Annotated in this window: 16 protein-coding genes; all 16 read left to right on the forward strand. The window is 66.9% G+C overall.

Annotated elements, in window-relative coordinates; translation table 11 throughout:
* Window positions 1-82 precede the first annotated feature (82 nt).
* The 16 genes from prmC (at window position 83) to ASE34_RS07955 (ending at window position 15,978) form a co-directional block, all read left to right on the forward strand.
* Window positions 83-943, forward strand: coding sequence for a peptide chain release factor N(5)-glutamine methyltransferase (gene prmC / locus ASE34_RS07880; RefSeq protein ID WP_056278391.1), 861 nt, complete (start codon window positions 83-85; stop codon window positions 941-943).
* Window positions 944-991: 48 nt separating this feature from the next.
* Window positions 992-1,699: an L-threonylcarbamoyladenylate synthase gene (locus tag ASE34_RS07885; RefSeq protein ID WP_053095755.1), complete on the forward strand. Its 708-nt coding sequence runs from the start codon at window positions 992-994 to the stop codon at window positions 1,697-1,699.
* On the forward strand, window positions 1,696-2,868 hold the full coding sequence (locus ASE34_RS07890) for an MraY family glycosyltransferase (RefSeq protein ID WP_053095756.1): 1,173 nt from the start codon (window positions 1,696-1,698) through the stop codon (window positions 2,866-2,868). The genes ASE34_RS07885 and ASE34_RS07890 overlap by 4 nt, the downstream gene beginning before the upstream one ends.
* Entirely contained in the window at window positions 2,865-3,440 is a 576-nt protein-coding gene (locus ASE34_RS07895; protein ID WP_056278396.1) for a hypothetical protein, read from the forward strand. Before ASE34_RS07890 ends, ASE34_RS07895 begins: the two co-directional genes overlap by 4 nt.
* A gap of 146 nt (window positions 3,441-3,586) precedes the next feature.
* Window positions 3,587-4,369 (forward strand): F0F1 ATP synthase subunit A, encoded by a 783-nt coding sequence (gene atpB / locus ASE34_RS07900; RefSeq protein ID WP_053095758.1) that lies wholly within the window; start codon window positions 3,587-3,589, stop codon window positions 4,367-4,369.
* 43 nt (window positions 4,370-4,412) lie between these two features.
* Window positions 4,413-4,649 carry an ATP synthase F0 subunit C gene (gene atpE, locus ASE34_RS07905; protein ID WP_042541851.1) on the forward strand — a complete coding sequence of 79 codons (237 nt, stop codon included), beginning with the start codon at window positions 4,413-4,415 and terminating at the stop codon, window positions 4,647-4,649.
* A 27-nt stretch (window positions 4,650-4,676) separates the two neighbouring features.
* On the forward strand, window positions 4,677-5,231 hold the full coding sequence (locus ASE34_RS07910; protein WP_053095759.1) for a F0F1 ATP synthase subunit B: 555 nt from the start codon (window positions 4,677-4,679) through the stop codon (window positions 5,229-5,231).
* Entirely contained in the window at window positions 5,231-6,019 is a 789-nt protein-coding gene (locus ASE34_RS07915) for a F0F1 ATP synthase subunit delta (RefSeq protein WP_053095760.1), read from the forward strand. Before ASE34_RS07910 ends, ASE34_RS07915 begins: the two co-directional genes overlap by 1 nt.
* Window positions 6,020-6,066: 47 nt before the next feature.
* A complete protein-coding gene (gene atpA, locus ASE34_RS07920; protein ID WP_053095761.1) occupies window positions 6,067-7,707 on the forward strand; it encodes a F0F1 ATP synthase subunit alpha in 1,641 nt (546 codons plus the stop codon).
* Window positions 7,708-7,727: 20 nt separating this feature from the next.
* Complete coding sequence (locus tag ASE34_RS07925; RefSeq protein ID WP_053095762.1) at window positions 7,728-8,627, forward strand: F0F1 ATP synthase subunit gamma; 900 nt, start codon at window positions 7,728-7,730, stop codon at window positions 8,625-8,627.
* Between the two features lie 23 nt (window positions 8,628-8,650).
* On the forward strand, window positions 8,651-10,105 hold the full coding sequence (gene atpD / locus ASE34_RS07930) for a F0F1 ATP synthase subunit beta (protein WP_053095763.1): 1,455 nt from the start codon (window positions 8,651-8,653) through the stop codon (window positions 10,103-10,105).
* Between the two features lie 2 nt (window positions 10,106-10,107).
* On the forward strand, window positions 10,108-10,368 hold the full coding sequence (locus ASE34_RS07935; RefSeq protein WP_053095764.1) for a F0F1 ATP synthase subunit epsilon: 261 nt from the start codon (window positions 10,108-10,110) through the stop codon (window positions 10,366-10,368).
* 72 nt (window positions 10,369-10,440) lie between these two features.
* Window positions 10,441-11,187 (forward strand): YaaA family protein, encoded by a 747-nt coding sequence (locus ASE34_RS07940; RefSeq protein WP_056278399.1) that lies wholly within the window; start codon window positions 10,441-10,443, stop codon window positions 11,185-11,187.
* 118 nt (window positions 11,188-11,305) lie between these two features.
* The gene (locus ASE34_RS07945) at window positions 11,306-12,085 is read left to right on the forward strand and encodes a DUF5684 domain-containing protein (protein WP_157538147.1); all 780 of its coding nucleotides are present in this window, start codon (window positions 11,306-11,308) and stop codon (window positions 12,083-12,085) included.
* A 242-nt stretch (window positions 12,086-12,327) separates the two neighbouring features.
* On the forward strand, window positions 12,328-13,146 hold the full coding sequence (locus ASE34_RS07950; protein WP_053095767.1) for a PP2C family protein-serine/threonine phosphatase: 819 nt from the start codon (window positions 12,328-12,330) through the stop codon (window positions 13,144-13,146).
* A 57-nt stretch (window positions 13,147-13,203) separates the two neighbouring features.
* On the forward strand, window positions 13,204-15,978 hold the full coding sequence (locus ASE34_RS07955) for an FtsK/SpoIIIE domain-containing protein (RefSeq protein ID WP_056278404.1): 2,775 nt from the start codon (window positions 13,204-13,206) through the stop codon (window positions 15,976-15,978).
* The last annotated feature ends 3 nt before the right edge of the window (window positions 15,979-15,981 follow it).

Consider the following 15,981-nt stretch of genomic DNA (forward strand, 5'->3'; position numbering starts at 1 on the left):
GCGGGGGACTGCGCGCTCCAGCCTAGGCGAGAGCCCTAGGGGGGTGGGCAATATGACACCTGCTGCGCTCTACGCTTGATCCATGTCCGATCTCTCCCTCGCCTCCGCCGTGCATGCGGCGGCCCGACAGCTCGCAGACGCCGGCGTCACGGATCCTCTCGTCGACGCGGAGCTGCTCGCCGGTCACGTCCTCGGCGCGCGGCGTGGTGAGGTGCAGGCATCGATCATCCGCGGTGATGCGGTGGAGGAGGCGGACGCCGAGGCGTTGCGGGCTCTGGTCGCCCGTCGTGCGAGCAGGGAGCCGTTGCAGCACATCACCGGAACGGCGCCGTTCCGCCACCTCGAGCTCGCGGTCGGGCCCGGAGTCTTCGTCCCGCGACCTGAGACCGAGACGGTCGTGCAGTACGCGATCGACGCGCTCCTCGGGTCCGCGCTTCCCGACCCGATCGGCATCGATCTCGGCACCGGCAGCGGGGCGATAGCACTCGCCATGGCCACCGAGGTGCCCCATGCGCGCATCTTCGCCGCCGAGCTCTCGCCCGACGCGTATCCGTGGGCGGCTCGGAACACGGCGGGGGTGGCCAACCTCACCCTCGTGAACGACGACCTGGCGCACGCGTTCGCGGAGCTCGACGGCACTGCCTCCGTCGTGATCTCGAACCCGCCGTACGTTCCGGACGCCGCGGTGCCTCGTGACCCTGAGGTTCGGCTCTTCGATCCGTCGATGGCGCTGTACGGGGGAGAAGACGGGCTCGACATCGTGCGTGTGCTCAGCGTGCGCGCGCTCGAGCTGCTGCATCCGGGCGGGCTGCTGGTGATCGAGCACGGCGAGCTCCAGGGCGAGGAGATCCGCAGCATCCTCACGCGCGACGGCTGGCGTGCCGCCGCGACGCACCGCGACCTCACCTTGCGAGACCGCGCGACGACCGCTCTGCGTCCCTGACGCGCAGACACGAACCGCACAGACATCGCCAACTAGAATCGGATCGTCATGTCCTCCATCTTCGATTGCGGCGACGAGGCCCAGCTCCTCGCCGGCATGCGCCACGCCCGCCAGGCCATCGCCCGCGGCGAACTCATCGTCATGCCCACCGACACGGTCTACGGCGTCGCCGCCGACGCGTTCTCTCCCGCTGCCGTACAGCGCCTCCTCGACGCCAAAGGGCGAGGGCGCAATCAGCCGCCTCCCGTGCTCATCGGCACGAAGGAGACGCTGCACGCGCTGGCGGAGTCCGTTCCCGAGCCCGTCCAGCGACTCGTCGACGCCTTCTGGCCCGGCGGCCTGACCATCGTTCTCCCCGCTCAGCCCTCTCTCGTCTGGGACCTGGGCGACACGGAGGGGACCGTCGCCGTCAGAATGCCCGAGGGGCGCGTCGCGCTGGAGCTCCTGGCGGAGACCGGACCGCTGGCCGTCTCCAGCGCGAACCTCACCGGCCGTGAGTCGGCGATCTCCGCGTTCGATGCCGAGCGGATGCTCGGAGACAGCGTGTCGGTGTATCTCGCAGACGGCGTCAGTCGCGACGGGGTCGCGTCGACGATCGTCGACGCGACCTCCCTGGTTCCCCGCGGCGCAGAGCCCGCCGCCGGTGGTGTTCGCATCCTCAGAGCCGGCGCCGTCAGCCGCGAACGGCTGGAGGAGGTGCTCGGCGACCTGCTCGAACCCGAGGCGCCGTCGCCGGAATCGGACGGGGATTCGTGAAGCAGTACCTCCTCACGATCATCCTGACCGCCGCGATCACCTTCGCGTTGACCTGGGCGGTCTGGAAGCTGAGCCTGCGTTTCAAGCTGTACCCCGGCATCCGAGAGCGGGATGTGCACACGACTCCCACTCCCCGTCTCGGTGGCGTCGCGATCTTCCTCGGCATCGCAGCGGCGATCGGTGTCTCGGCTCTGAATCCGTTCTTCACCACCATGTGGATGCCGCCGCAGACGATGTGGTCGATCCTCGCCGCATCCCTCTTGATCGCCGTCATCGGCGTCGTCGACGATCTGTGGGATCTCGACTGGATGATCAAGCTCGGCGCACAGTTCCTCGCTGCCGGGATCATCACCGTCGGTGGCGGGCTGCAGATCCTCTCCCTGCCGTTCGGCGATCTGATCGTCTTCTCGAGCTGGCTGAGCATCACCATCACGATGTTCGCGATCGTCATCGTGATGAACGCCGTCAACTTCATCGACGGCCTCGACGGCCTCGTCGCCGGCGTCTGCCTGATCGCGAACGGCGTGTTCTTCGCCTACTCCTACATCCTGACGCGTGACACCGGAGCATCGAGCTACTTCAACCTCGCATCCTTCCTCGCCGCAGTGCTGATCGGCGCGTGCCTCGGCTTCCTCCCGTTCAACTGGAGTCCTGCGAAGCTCTTCATGGGCGATTCGGGAGCGCTCGTGATCGGTCTGCTGATGGCGACATCCGCGATCGCCGTGACCGGGCAGCTCGAGCCGTCGGCCCTCGATCCCGAGCGTCTCGGACGATCGCAGCTCCTCGGCGCGTTCATCCCGATCCTCCTCCCTCTTCTGGTCGTGCTGCTGCCGCTCCTCGATTTCGGGCTCGCAGTGCTGCGACGGATGAACGCGGGGAAGTCGCCGTTCTCACCCGACCGCAAGCACCTGCATCACCGCATGCTCGACCTCGGCCACCGCGACCGCGACGCCGTGCTCATCTTCTACGCCTGGACCGCGGTCATCTCCCTGGCCGTCCTCCTCATGTACGTGGGCGCGCGTGAGGACTGGCCCGGCCAGTACCTCCCCGGAGTCGTGTTCGGCCTGGTGGGAATCGCCGCGTGCCTCGTCATCACCCTGAATCCTCTGCGCCGACGGAAGCCCGCGGCGTCTGCTGAGTCCGACCCGACACCCGTGGAGTCCCCGTGAGCCCGAGCCCTGTTTCCAGCAATCCGATCCTGCGGAGGACGCTGATCTGGTCCGCGGTCTCGATGGCGGTCCTCGCGATCGTCGCCGGAGCGATCGGCCTCCTCGTCGGCGGGACGGAAGGTCTCGTCAGCGGCCTGCTGGGCGTCGTGCTCGCCATGCTGTTCCTCGGCATCACGGCCCTCAGCATCCTCATCGCCAACCGCTGGTTCGGCGATCCGCTCTACGTGCAGCTGTTCTTCGCGATCGTGCTCGGCGGATGGCTTCTGAAGCTCGGTCTCTTCGTCGTGATCATGATCGTCCTGAGCGGGCAGCCGTGGATCGAGCCGATGGTGTTCTTCCTGTCGATCGTCACGGGCGTGGTGGCGACCCTCGTCATCGACGTGATCGTCATCACGCGGATGCGCCTTCCGCACGTGAGCGACGCGTCCCTTCCCTCCGAGGCTCCGATCGACCGCGCGCCGGGGGTGGAGCTGCCGACCGTCGTGCCGGAGGATCGTGCGCCCGGGCGCCACCACATCGTGCCCGAACCCCCTGCGCAGGACGGCTCCGGCGAACAGCCCCCGCGGTCTTAGGACACCCTCTTATTCTGATAGTGTTGAGACGTGCCCGCCGCTCGCCCGCGAGCGCTTGCGCTTGAAGCACACCGACCATCGTCGCCCCGGTTCTGACCGGTGCCCCGAAGCTGGAGCCCGCGCTGTTCAATCTTGCTGCGACCCTGATGCCCAAACTCGCCTCTGACGGCGAGTTCCACGGACCTTCGATCGACGAGTTCTTCCCGGAGATCCTCTTCGAAGTCGCGGGTATCCCCGTGCACCGAATCCACCTCGTGCAGTTCCTCGCCGTGGTCGCCGTCGTGCTGATCCTCGTCCTCGGAACCCGCCGTATGAAGATCGTCCCCGGACGCTTCCAGAGCGTCGTCGAGATGGGGCTGGACTTCGTCCGCACCAATATCGCGCACGATCTGCTCGGACGCAAGGACGGCAACCGATTCCTGCCGATCCTCACCACCATCTTCTTCATGGTGCTGTTCATGAACATCACGGGAATCATCCCGTTCCTGAACATCGCAGGCACGAGCATCGCGGCCGTGCCGCTGACGCTCGCGCTGGTGAGCTACATCACCTTCATCTACGCGGGTATCAAGAAGAGCCCGCTGGGCTTCTTCAAGAACGCGCTGTTCCCGGCCGGCGTTCCGTGGCCGGTCTACATCATCGTGACGCCGATCGAGTTCCTCTCGACGTTCATCATCCGGCCCGTCACGCTGATGCTCCGACTCCTGATGAACATGGTGGTCGGCCACATGCTCCTGGTGCTGTGCTTCGCAGCCACCCAGTTCTTCTTCTTCACCGCAGGTGGCGGCTGGGCCGCTCTCGGTGTCGGAACCCTCGCCTTCGGCGGCGCCTTCACTCTCTTCGAGATCCTGGTCGCCGTTCTCCAGGCATACGTCTTCACCGTCCTCACCGCGGTCTACATCCAGCTCGCGGTCGCAGAAGAGCACTGAGCGGGTCGGCAACTGCCGTCCCACCCAACGAAAGGAAAAACCCGTGGACGCTACTACGGTTCTCGCAGACATCAACGGTCACCTCGCATCGGTCGGCTACGGCCTCGCAGCGATCGGTCCGGCCATCGGCGTGGGTATCGTCGTCGGCAAGACCATCGAGGGTGTCGCTCGTCAGCCCGAGCTGGCCGGCCGCCTGCAGGTCCTCATGTGGATCGGTATCGCCTTCACCGAGGCGCTTGCATTCGTCGGCATCGCCGTCGGATTCATCCCCTTCCCGTAATCCGAACCGACTTCTGAAGGAGACAGGATGCTGAACGCTCTTGTCACGAACCTCGCAGCAGAGGGTGAAACACCCAACCCTCTGATCCCTGCGTGGTACGACATCATCTGGTCGGGTCTGTGGTTCCTCGTCATCCTCATCGTCGTGTGGAAGGTCGCCCTTCCGAAGTTCACGGCAATGCTCGACAAGCGGTCCGCCGCCATCGAGGGCAACATCGCCAAGGCGGACGAAGCACAGAAGCAGGCTGAGGCCGCGCTCGAGGAGTACACCCGTCAGCTCGCCGAGGCACGCACCGAGGCCGGTGAGATCCGCGAAGCCGCCCGTGAGGACGGCAAGAAGATCGTCGCCGAGGCCAAGGAGGCCGCGTCGAGCGAAGCAGCTCGCATCACCGCGACCGCGCACACGCAGATCGAGGCCGAGCGGCAGACCGCTCTCGTCTCGCTGCGCAGCGAGGTCGGCTCGCTCGCGATCGACCTCGCCGGTGGCGTGGTCGGCGAGACGCTCTCCGACGATGCACGTGCGACCGCGGTCGTCGACCGCTTCCTCGCCGACCTCGAAGCATCCGAGAAGGCGGCTCAGTAATGGGCAGCGCGACCACTCAGGCACTCGCGGCATCCACTCAGACGCTTGCCGCAGCGACGGACGTCACTCTCGACACGGCGCGGGAGCTGTTCGCAGCCGCACGCGCCGTGGCGGAGTCGTCTCATTTGAGCGGCGCGCTCGCTGACCCGTCGGCTCCGGTCGTGGCGCGACAGAACGTCGTCGCCGCGGTGTTCGGCGGGTTCTCGCAGAACGCGCAGACCGTCCTGAAGACGGTCGTCGCCGAGCGCTGGTCATCGGCTTCCCAGCTCGTGGACGGCGTCGAGGAACTCGCGATCAGGGCTGCCGCGATCGCCGAACCGCAGGCTGACATCGGGGGAGAGCTCTTCGGCTTCACCCGGGTGATCGCCGCGAACGCGGAGCTCGAGCTCGCGCTCGGAAGCCGCCTCGGGGGCGAGGACGCCAAGGGCGCGCTCGTCGACAGGCTTCTCGCCGGGGGCGTCAGCGACGCGACCGCCGTGATCGTCTCGTCGCTGGTGCGCCAGCCTCGTGACCGTCGCGTTCGGCAGATGCTCACCCGTGCGACGCGGGTCGTCGCCGACCAGGGCGACCGTGTGGTCGCGACGGTGCACAGCGCCACACCGCTCACCGACGCACAGCGCACCCGTCTCAGCGACGCTCTCTCGCGTCGTTACGACGGCAAGATCTCGCTCAACGAGGTCAACGACCCCTCTGTCGTCGGAGGCCTGCGCGTGCAGATCGCCGATGACGTCATCGACGGCAGTATCTCCGCCCGTCTCGCCGATCTTCGCCAGAAGCTCGCCGGCTAACACGACTTCGCGCGGGGAACCGCGCACCCAGATACAAAGGGAAGACAATGGCAGAACTATCGATCAGCCCCGACGTCATCCGTGACGCGCTGAAGGACTTCGCCGCAGCATACGAGCCCACTGGGGCCGCGGCGACCGAGGTCGGCACCGTCATCGACGCAGCCGACGGCATCGCGCATGTCGAGGGACTGCCCGGGGTGATGGCGAACGAACTCGTCACCTTCGCGGACGGCACCAAGGGTCTCGCGCTCAACCTCGACGAGCACCAGATCGGTGTCGTCGTGCTCGGCGACTTCACCGGCGTCGAGGCCGGCCAGGAAGTCACCCGCACGGGTGAGGTCCTCTCGGTTCCCGTCGGCGACGGCTACCTCGGTCGCGTCGTCGACCCGCTGGGTAACCCGATCGACGGCCTCGGCTCCATCGCCACCGAAGGCGTTCGCGAGCTCGAGCTGCAGGCACCGGGTGTCATGCAGCGCAAGTCGGTGCACGAGCCGATGCAGACCGGCATCAAGGCCATCGACGCCATGATCCCCGTCGGCCGCGGTCAGCGTCAGCTGATCATCGGTGACCGCCAGACCGGCAAGACGGCCATCGCGATCGACACGATCATCAACCAGAAGGCCAACTGGGAGTCGGGCGACGTCAACAAGCAGGTGCGCTGCATCTACGTCGCCATCGGTCAGAAGGGCTCGACCATCGCTTCGGTGAAGGGCGCGCTCGAAGAGGCCGGCGCTCTGGAGTACACCACCATCGTGGCGGCTCCGGCATCCGACCCCGCCGGTTTCAAGTACCTCGCTCCCTACACCGGTTCGGCCATCGGCCAGCACTGGATGTACGGCGGCAAGCACGTCCTCATCATCTTCGACGACCTGTCGAAGCAGGCTGAGGCCTACCGTGCGGTGTCGCTTCTCCTCCGTCGTCCGCCGGGCCGCGAGGCTTACCCGGGTGACGTCTTCTACCTGCACTCGCGTCTGCTCGAGCGTTGCGCGAAGCTGTCAGACGAGCTCGGCGCAGGTTCGATGACCGGTCTCCCGATCATCGAGACCAAGGCGAACGACGTCTCGGCATACATTCCGACCAACGTGATCTCGATCACCGACGGCCAGATCTTCCTCCAGTCCGACCTCTTCAACGCCAACCAGCGTCCGGCGGTCGACGTGGGTATCTCGGTGTCGCGAGTCGGTGGTGACGCTCAGGTCAAGTCGATCAAGAAGGTCTCCGGAACGTTGAAGCTGGAGCTCGCGCAGTACCGCTCCCTCGAGGCGTTCGCGATGTTCGCATCCGACCTCGACGCGGCTTCGCGTCGTCAGCTCTCCCGTGGAGCGCGCCTGACGGAGCTGCTCAAGCAGCCTCAGTACTCGCCGTACCCCGTCGAGGAGCAGGTCGTCTCGATCTGGGCCGGAACGAAGGGCAAGCTCGACACCCTCGAGGTCTCGGACGTGCTTCGCTTCGAGCGCGAACTGCTCGACTACCTGCGTCGCAACACGAAGGTGCTCGAGACCCTGCGCGAGACCAACGTCCTCGATGACGACACCGTCGCCGAGCTCGACAAGCACACCGACGCTTTCCTTCTGGAGTTCCAGGGTGGTAAGGGGCAGGCCATCGGCGCCCCGGGTCACGAGGAGCACGCTGCAGCCGAGGCTGAGGACGTCAACCAGGAGAAGATCGTCAAGGGTCGTCGCGCGTAATCGCGTGAGGAACTGATTTCATGGGCGCTCAACTCAGGGTCTACAAGCAGAAGATCTCTTCTGCTCAGACGACCAAGAAGATCACGAAGGCGATGGAACTCATCGCGGCTTCGCGCATCCAGAAGGCGATGGCACGCGTCAAAGCGTCCAGCCCCTTCGCGCGGGCCGTGACGAGGGCCGTGTCCGCCGTCGCGACGCACTCGAACGTCGACCACCCGCTCACCCGCGAGCCCGAGACGATCCGCCGTTCTGCGGTCGTGATCTTCTCGTCGGACCGCGGTCTCGCCGGAGCCTTCAACTCGCAGATCCTCCGTGAGGGTCTCGAGGTGGCGGAGCTCCTGCGGGGGCAGGGCAAGGAGCCGGTGTTCTACCTCGTCGGACGCAAGGCCGTCGGCTACTTCCAGTTCCGCCGCATCGCGGCTGCTGCGGAGTGGACGGGCGACACCGACACCCCGTCGTTCCACACGGCGGAGGAGATCTCGGCCACGCTGCTCGAGGACTTCTCGCGCGGTGCGGACGAGGGTGGCGTCGACGAGATCCACCTCGTGTACAACCGCTTCGTCAGCATGATGACGCAGTCGCCGGAATCCGTGCGACTGCTCCCGCTGGAGATCGCGGAAGCCGATGACTCGGAAGCGGGCAGCGCCGTCTACCCGCTGTACGAGTTCGAGCCGGATGCCGAGACAGTCCTCGACGCGATCCTGCCGGTGTACATCCAGAGCCGCGTCTTCAACGCTCTCCTGCAGTCGTCTGCCGCCAAGCAGGCCGCCACGCAGAAGGCGATGAAGTCGGCCAGCGACAACGCCGACAAGCTCATCACCGACTACACCCGTCTGCGCAACAACGCGCGTCAGGCGGAGATCACGCAGCAGATCGCGGAGATCGTCGGCGGCGCCGACGCCCTCTCGTCGAGCAAATAGACCATCAGGAAAGAGACGAAGAAATGACCCCCACCGCTACGGCTGACCAGCCGGCGACCGCGGTCGTCGGGCGCGTCGCGCGCGTCAACGGTCCGGTTGTCGACATCGAGTTCCCGCACGACTCGATCCCCGACATCTACAACGCTCTGAAGACCACCATCGTCATCGGCGAGGAGTCCACGGAGATCACCCTCGAGGTCGCTCAGCACCTCGGCGACGACCTCGTTCGCGCCATCGCGCTGAAGCCCACCGACGGCATCGTCCGCGGCCAGGAAGTCCGCGACACGGGCGAGGCCATCTCGGTCCCGGTCGGCGACGTCACCAAGGGCAAGGTCTTCAACGTGATCGGCGAGGTCCTGAACCTCGAGCCCGGCGAGACCATCGAGGTCACCGAGCGCTGGCCGATCCACCGCAAGGCTCCCAACTTCGACCAGCTCGAGTCGAAGACCACGATGTTCGAGACCGGCATCAAGTCGATCGACCTCCTCACGCCGTACGTGCTGGGTGGAAAGATCGGTCTGTTCGGTGGAGCCGGTGTCGGCAAGACCGTCCTCATCCAGGAGATGATCCAGCGCGTCGCGCAGGACCACGGTGGAGTCTCGGTGTTCGCCGGTGTCGGTGAGCGCACCCGTGAGGGCAACGACCTCATCCACGAGATGGAAGAGGCGGGTGTCTTCGACAAGACGGCCCTCGTCTTCGGCCAGATGGACGAGCCGCCGGGAACGCGTCTGCGCGTCGCCCTCTCGGCTCTGACGATGGCGGAGTACTTCCGTGACGTGCAGAAGCAGGACGTGCTGCTCTTCATCGACAACATCTTCCGCTTCACGCAGGCCGGTTCCGAGGTCTCCACGCTGCTGGGCCGCATGCCCTCCGCCGTGGGTTACCAGCCGAACCTCGCCGACGAGATGGGCCTCCTGCAGGAGCGCATCACGTCGACCCGTGGCCACTCGATCACCTCGCTGCAGGCGATCTACGTGCCCGCCGATGACTACACCGACCCGGCACCGGCGACCACGTTCGCCCACCTCGACGCCACCACGGAGCTCTCGCGTGAGATCGCGTCGAAGGGTCTGTACCCGGCCATCGACCCGCTGACCTCGACGTCGCGCATCATGGACCCCCGCTACTTGGGCGAGGACCACTACCGCGTCGCCACCACGGTCAAGCAGATCCTCCAGAAGAACAAGGAACTGCAGGAGATCATCGCCATCCTCGGTGTCGACGAGCTCTCCGAAGAGGACAAGATCGTCGTGTCTCGTGCACGTCGTATCCAGCAGTTCCTCTCGCAGAACACCTACATGGCCAAGAAGTTCACGGGTGTCGAGGGTTCGACCGTCCCGCTCAAGGAGACCATCGAGTCGTTCGATGCGATCGCCCGCGGTGACTTCGACCACGTCGCCGAGCAGGCCTTCTTCAACGTCGGTGGCATCTCCGATGTCGAAGAGCAGTGGGCGAAGATCCAGAAGGAGAACGGCTGATCATGGCATTGCATGTCAGCCTCGTCTCCGCGGATGCGGAGGTCTGGACGGGAGAGGCGAGCCTCGTGGTCGCCAAGACCGTCGAGGGTGAGATCGGATTCATGGCCGGCCACGAGCCGGTCCTGGCGATCCTCGCCCAGGGCGAGGTCCGGATCACGCAGACGGATGGCACCAAGGTGCTCGCCAACGCGCAGGACGGATTCCTCTCGATGGAGAGCGACGTCCTGACGATCGTGGCAGGCAACGCGGCTCTCATCGCCTGATCAGTCTCAGTTCCTCGCGTCCGCCTCGACCCTCAGTGGGTCGGGGCGGACGCGTCTGTATCCCGAGGTCTCATGAAGATTCTGCTGCCCCCGTCGGAGACCAAGCGACCCGGAGGACGCGATGCGCCTCTCGACGAGAGCTCGCTGGCGCTCCCCGGTCTGGTCGCTGAGCGCCGAGCGGTGATCGATGCGCTCATCGATCTGGCGCACGACGAGGAAGCAGCGCGCAGAGTGCTGAAGCTGAGCCCCAAGCAGGCAGGCGATGTCGAGCACAATCGGATGCTGCGCTCGGCCGCGACGATGCCGGCGGTCGACCGTTACACGGGCGTTCTGTACGACGCTCTCGACGCGGGCAGTCTCGACCCCACGTCTCGTCGCTGGCTCGGTTCGCACGTCTGGATCCACTCGGCGCCGCTGGGGCCGATCGGGGCGCTCGATCTCATTCCGCCGTATCGGCTCGCTGCCGGGACCTCAGTGCCGGGCCTGGCTGCGCTGCGCAGGCACTGGGCAGACGCGACCACGGCGGCCATAGTGGGGGAGGACCCCGACTTCATTCTCGATCTGCGCAGTGAGGCCTACGTCGCGCTCGGCCCCGTGCCGGACTCCGTGCCCTCCGCTTATGTGCGGGTCGTCACCGAGCACGGACGGGCTCTCAATCACTTCAACAAGAAGTCCAAGGGTCTTCTCGTGCGCGCCCTGGCGGAGGACCGCCCGAGAGTTCGGTCGCTTCGCACGCTTCGGACATGGGCGGCGAGCAGGGGTCTCGTCCTTCGACCGACCGACGACCGCGGTGTCGAGGAGCTCGTCGTCGCGGAATGACGGTGCATGACGGGCAGTGCGCTGTCTCCGCGTGTGTCGTTGCCCCGAATATCAGCACACCGATATGGTGGGTCTCGCGGCGCGCACAGCGTCCGCTCCATCGGATCCGGAGGGGATCATGTACAACGACTATTACGACAACGGGGCGGCTATCGCCGGTCTGTTCGTCGTCTTCTTGATCAGTCTGCTCTTCGCGCTGGCGTTCTATGTGATCTCGTCGATCTTCCTCATGAAGATCTTCGAAAAGGCTGGCGTCCAGGGCAAGTGGCGCGCGTGGGTGCCGGTGTACAACACGATGATCTTCGCGAAGCTGGGTGACATCTCGCCGTGGGTCGTCCTCATCGGCATCGGTCTCTCGTTCATTCCGTACCTCAACTTCCTGACCGGCATCGCTCTCGCTGTGGTGCTCGCTCTGGCCGCATGGCGGGTCGGACTGAAGCTGCAGAAGGATGCCGTCTGGGTGGTCCTGTTCGTTCTGCTCTCGATCGTCTGGTACGGCATCAACGCGTTCGACAAGTCGCGCTGGAACCCGAACATCGTTCCCGCACCGTGGGCAGGAAACAGCTTCCTCGCCGATTCCACCGTCTGGGATGGCGTTCCTGTGCAGCCGCGTCCGGCGGCCGGTCCCGGCTACGGCGCTCCGCAGGGCTACGGCGCTCCTCAGCAGGGCTATGCGCCGCCCGCGCCGCAGGGATACGCACCGCCCGCGCAGCCCGGCTACGCTCCGCCCGCCCAGCCCGGTTACGCTCCGCCCGCGGCCCCGTCGACCACCGGTGCTCCGCCGGCTGCTCCGTCGACGCCGCCCACGGCACCGCCCACGGCACCGCCGGCTCCGCCCGCAGCGCCTCCGGCCGCTCCGCAGGTTCCGCCCACGGATCCCACGCAGCCTCCGGCCTGATCGCGGACCGCACAGAGCCCTCGACTTCGGTCGGGGGCTCTGTGCTGTATGGGGCGCTCGCGGTGTGGTGAAGAGCAACGGTGGAAGACGATAACGTGGAGACATGCTCATGTCGCAGCCCAGAGTCGGCGCCGCAGGACTCCGCGTGATGGCCGGGGGTGCGCGTGCGGCCGTCGCGGCGTCCACTACGATATGTGAGTGTCCTGGGGTAGCCCGAACCGCAGGAAATCCGGAGGCGACGAGTGGCTGAGACGACGACGAAGACGCGCCGCGTCACGGTTGCGCAGCGTCAGCTGCTCCTTTCCTGGGCAGGCGTCACCGACGTGGGTCGGCGACGTGAGACGAACCAGGACGCGTTCTTCGCGGACTATCCGCTCTTCATCGTCGCGGATGGCATGGGTGGCCATGCGGGCGGCGAGATCGCGAGCCGCAGCACGGTGAAGCGGCTCGACGCCGTGGTCGCTGCCGGCGCGGTCGATCGCGGCGCAATCGAGGGTGCGTTGGAGATGGCGGTGGCCGACATCGCCGACCATCCGGAGACGACAGACGAGGGTACAGGGACGACGCTCACCGGAGTCTTCCTCGAGTTCGAGGGCGACGAGCCGCATTGGACGTCGCTCAACATCGGCGACTCGCGCGTGTACCTCCTCAGGGACGACCGCCTGGTGCAGATCACCACCGACCACTCGGTCGTGCAGGAGCTCATCGCGGCAGGCAAGATCAGCCCCGAAGAGGCCGAAGGTCATCCGTACAGCAACGTGATCACACGAGCGGTCGGGGCGAGCGAGCTCACCGCTCCCGACTACGTCACGCTCGATGTGCGCCCGGGAGATCGTTTCGTGATCTGCTCTGATGGACTCACGAAGGAGCTGACCGACTACGGCATCCAGCATTTCCTCCGCGAGAACGCCGATCCGGCTGCCGCCGTCGATGCGATGCTCGCTGCGGCACTCGAGAATGGCGGTCGCGACAACGTGACGCTCGTCATCGTGCAGATCGCGGACGAGTCGCCCTCGGTGCCGGACGAGTCCTCCTCCACAACGGACGAGTCCTCCGTCTGACGTCCTTTCCCTGTGGAGGGCTGCTTCTGAGGCCCGCGTGTGCGGTCGACTGGAGGCATGGACTCTCTGCCGATCGCGATCCCTGCCGCCCCCGCACCGGCTCGTAGGCCCCCGACACCGTTCGTCGCGGCACTCGTCCCCGTGGCCGCTGGGGTGGTTCTCTGGCTCGTCACCGGGTCGCTGTTCTCCCTGTGCTTCGCGGTTCTGGGTCCCCTGATGATCATCGCTTCGCTGATCGACGGGTCACGATCCCGACGCAGGGCATCGCGGGTGGCTGCGACCGACAGCGAGGCTGCGTGGTCGCTCGTCGAAGCTCAGTTGACGCAGCTTCACGATGATGAGCGTCAGCTGCGGTGGCATCGACATCCCGACGCAGCAGCAGGCCTGGCGCAGCCGCCGCTGCGCGGCCTCGATCCACCCGCCGCCGCCACTCAGGTCGTCGTCGGCAGCGGTACCGGCGACAGCGGCGTGCGCGCTTCGGGCGGGGATGGGGAGCGCGAACGGGACTTCCGGATGCGATGCGCGAGGGTCGAGCGGGTGCCGGTGACGGTGCCCCTCAGCGGCGGCATCGGACTGCGCGGCTCGTATCCGCTCGTCGCCGCCGCGACGAGAGCGCTCGTGGTGCAGCTGTGTCTCAGATTCGGCGCCGCCCAGATGTCCATCATCGGCTGCCGTCTTGAAGAGCTGGGGCTCGCGGGGTTCCCGCAGGCCCACGCCGCGCGGCGCGGCTCGTTCCGGGTGGCCGTGGTGCAGGGCGTTGATCCTCGGCCGACGGCCGACGCCGTGATCTGGCTGCTGGATCGGGATGACGATGTTCCGGAGGGGATCGCGACCGTCATCGACATCACCGAGCCGCACCGGGCGCGCGTCCGCACGGCGCAGGGGATCGTCGAGGTCGACGCCGAGTTCATGTCCCGGGATCAGACGATCGCGATCGGGGTCAGTCGCACAGGAGAGGGAGAGGAACTCGATTCTGTCCCCGCGTCGGTGGCGCTCAGCGACCTGCTGCAGCCGGAATCGCTCGTCGGTCTCCCGGCCGCAGTCGGCCGTGGTGAGCGCGAGGACATACTCCTCGACATCGTCGATGACGGGCCGCACGCCATCGTGACCGGCACGACCGGAACGGGCAAGAGCGAGCTGCTGGTCTCGTGGGTGACGGCCATGGCGAGCCGCCATGGACCCGATCGAGTGACATTCGTCCTCGCCGATTTCAAAGGCGGCACAGCCTTCGAACCGCTTCGGATGCTCCCGCAGGTGGCTGCAGTGATCACGGACCTCGATGAGGAGGGGGCGCGGAGGGGCGTCTCCAGCCTGACCGCCGAGCTGCGGCGCCGCGAGTCGGTCCTCGCCGAGGCCGGCGCACGAGACGTCCGTGAGGTCGGCATGGCGAGGCTGGTCATCGTGGTCGACGAGTTCGCCGCGCTGCTCCAGGATCATCCGGACCTCGGGGCTGTGTTCACGGACATCGCCGCTCGGGGAAGGGCGCTGGGCATGCACCTCGTCCTCGGGACGCAGCGCGCGTCAGGCGTGATCCGCGATGCGTTGGCGGCGAACTGTCCGCTGAGAGTGAGCCTGCGTGTTGCGGACGCCGCCGACAGTCGGGCCGTCATCGGTGCCGACGACGCGGCTGAGCTCCCGGGCGGCGTCGAGTCGAGGGGCGTGGCTCTGGTTCGGCGCCCGCAGGACGCTGCGCCGATCGCGATGCGAGTAGCGCTGACCGGCGTCGCCGATCTCAGGTCGATCGCGCTGAGATGGGCTGACGCCGACATTCCGGGCAGCCCGTGGCTGCCGGTGCTGCCGCGGATGCTTCCTCTCGCGGAGCTTCAGGCTGAGACACGCAAGGAGGGCGAAGTCATCCTGGGCCGCGCGGACGATCCGCAACGTCAGGAGCAGCCACTCGAGCGGCTGTCGATCGGATCCGATCGAGGAATCGCCTTCCTCGGAGGACCCGAGTCGGGGCGCAGCTCGGCCTTGCGTGCACTGGCCAAGCAGCATGGGCATCCACTGTGGATACCGAGCGATCCAGAACATTCGTGGGACGCCGTCGTGGCTCTGGCGGAAGGGGGAGTTCCGCGCGGAGGGCTCGTGCTGTGCGACGACATCGACGTCCGGATCGGCGAGCTGCCCGTCGAGTACGGCCAGCATCTGGCGCAGCTCTGGGAGCAGATCCTCCGCAACGGGGCCGGAGGCACGATCGCGATCACGGCGACGAGAGCATCGGGGCCTGTCGGGCGGCTTCTCGACGCGCTGCCGCGTCGGGGGCTGCTCAGGATGCCGAGTCGGGTCGATCACCTTGCTGCGGGTGGGGACTCCGCAGGTTTCGATCCGCAGCGCGGTCCGGGACGGTTGCGGATGGGGGATCGTGAGATCCAACTGGTCTGGGTTCCCGAGGAGCGACTGCGGTCGTCGGGTTCATCCAGTGGCACCTCTCGATATAGGGAACGGGAAAGTGACGGCTGGGCTCCGCGGCGTGCCCTCACGGCGCTCATCACGCCGGGGGTGGCTGCGGTGGCGGAGTCAGTGGCGGCTGCGTATCCCGACTGCGACGTCGTCACTCTGAGCGGCGAACCGCGCGATGCTCAGGCACCCACGCGTCCCACCGTCGTGCTCGGCGATGCAGACGCGTGGCAGCGCAGTTCGACGCTGTGGCAGCGGGTGCGTCGAGAGGGCGAAGTGCTCATCCGCGCGGAGAATGCCGCGGAGCTGCGGCAGCTCGCCGGTGTGCGAGAGCTCCCGCCGTATTCGCGACCGCATGCGGGCCGGGCGTGGTCGCTGGTCGGCGACTCCGGGCCCCGACGAATCGTGATCCCGGCACTCGCGCCCCGGCGATGAGAA

The organism is Microbacterium sp. Root280D1, assembly GCF_001428975.1.
Lineage (GTDB): Bacteria > Actinomycetota > Actinomycetes > Actinomycetales > Microbacteriaceae > Microbacterium.

Excerpts from the sequence above, each read along its gene's own strand:
- prmC (WP_056278391.1), top strand. The coding sequence starts at position 83 with ATGTCCGATCTCTCCCTCGCCTCCGCCGTGCATGCGGCGGCCCGACAG.
- ASE34_RS07885 (WP_053095755.1), top strand. The coding sequence starts at position 992 with ATGTCCTCCATCTTCGATTGCGGCGACGAGGCCCAGCTCCTCGCCGGC.
- atpB (WP_053095758.1), top strand. The coding sequence starts at position 3,587 with ATGCCCAAACTCGCCTCTGACGGCGAGTTCCACGGACCTTCGATCGAC.
- ASE34_RS07910 (WP_053095759.1), top strand. The coding sequence starts at position 4,677 with ATGCTGAACGCTCTTGTCACGAACCTCGCAGCAGAGGGTGAAACACCC.
- ASE34_RS07915 (WP_053095760.1), top strand. The coding sequence starts at position 5,231 with ATGGGCAGCGCGACCACTCAGGCACTCGCGGCATCCACTCAGACGCTT.
- atpA (WP_053095761.1), top strand. The coding sequence starts at position 6,067 with ATGGCAGAACTATCGATCAGCCCCGACGTCATCCGTGACGCGCTGAAG.
- ASE34_RS07925 (WP_053095762.1), top strand. The coding sequence starts at position 7,728 with ATGGGCGCTCAACTCAGGGTCTACAAGCAGAAGATCTCTTCTGCTCAG.
- atpD (WP_053095763.1), top strand. The coding sequence starts at position 8,651 with ATGACCCCCACCGCTACGGCTGACCAGCCGGCGACCGCGGTCGTCGGG.
- ASE34_RS07935 (WP_053095764.1), top strand. The coding sequence starts at position 10,108 with ATGGCATTGCATGTCAGCCTCGTCTCCGCGGATGCGGAGGTCTGGACG.
- ASE34_RS07940 (WP_056278399.1), top strand. The coding sequence starts at position 10,441 with ATGAAGATTCTGCTGCCCCCGTCGGAGACCAAGCGACCCGGAGGACGC.
- ASE34_RS07945 (WP_157538147.1), top strand. The coding sequence starts at position 11,306 with ATGTACAACGACTATTACGACAACGGGGCGGCTATCGCCGGTCTGTTC.
- ASE34_RS07955 (WP_056278404.1), top strand. The coding sequence starts at position 13,204 with ATGGACTCTCTGCCGATCGCGATCCCTGCCGCCCCCGCACCGGCTCGT.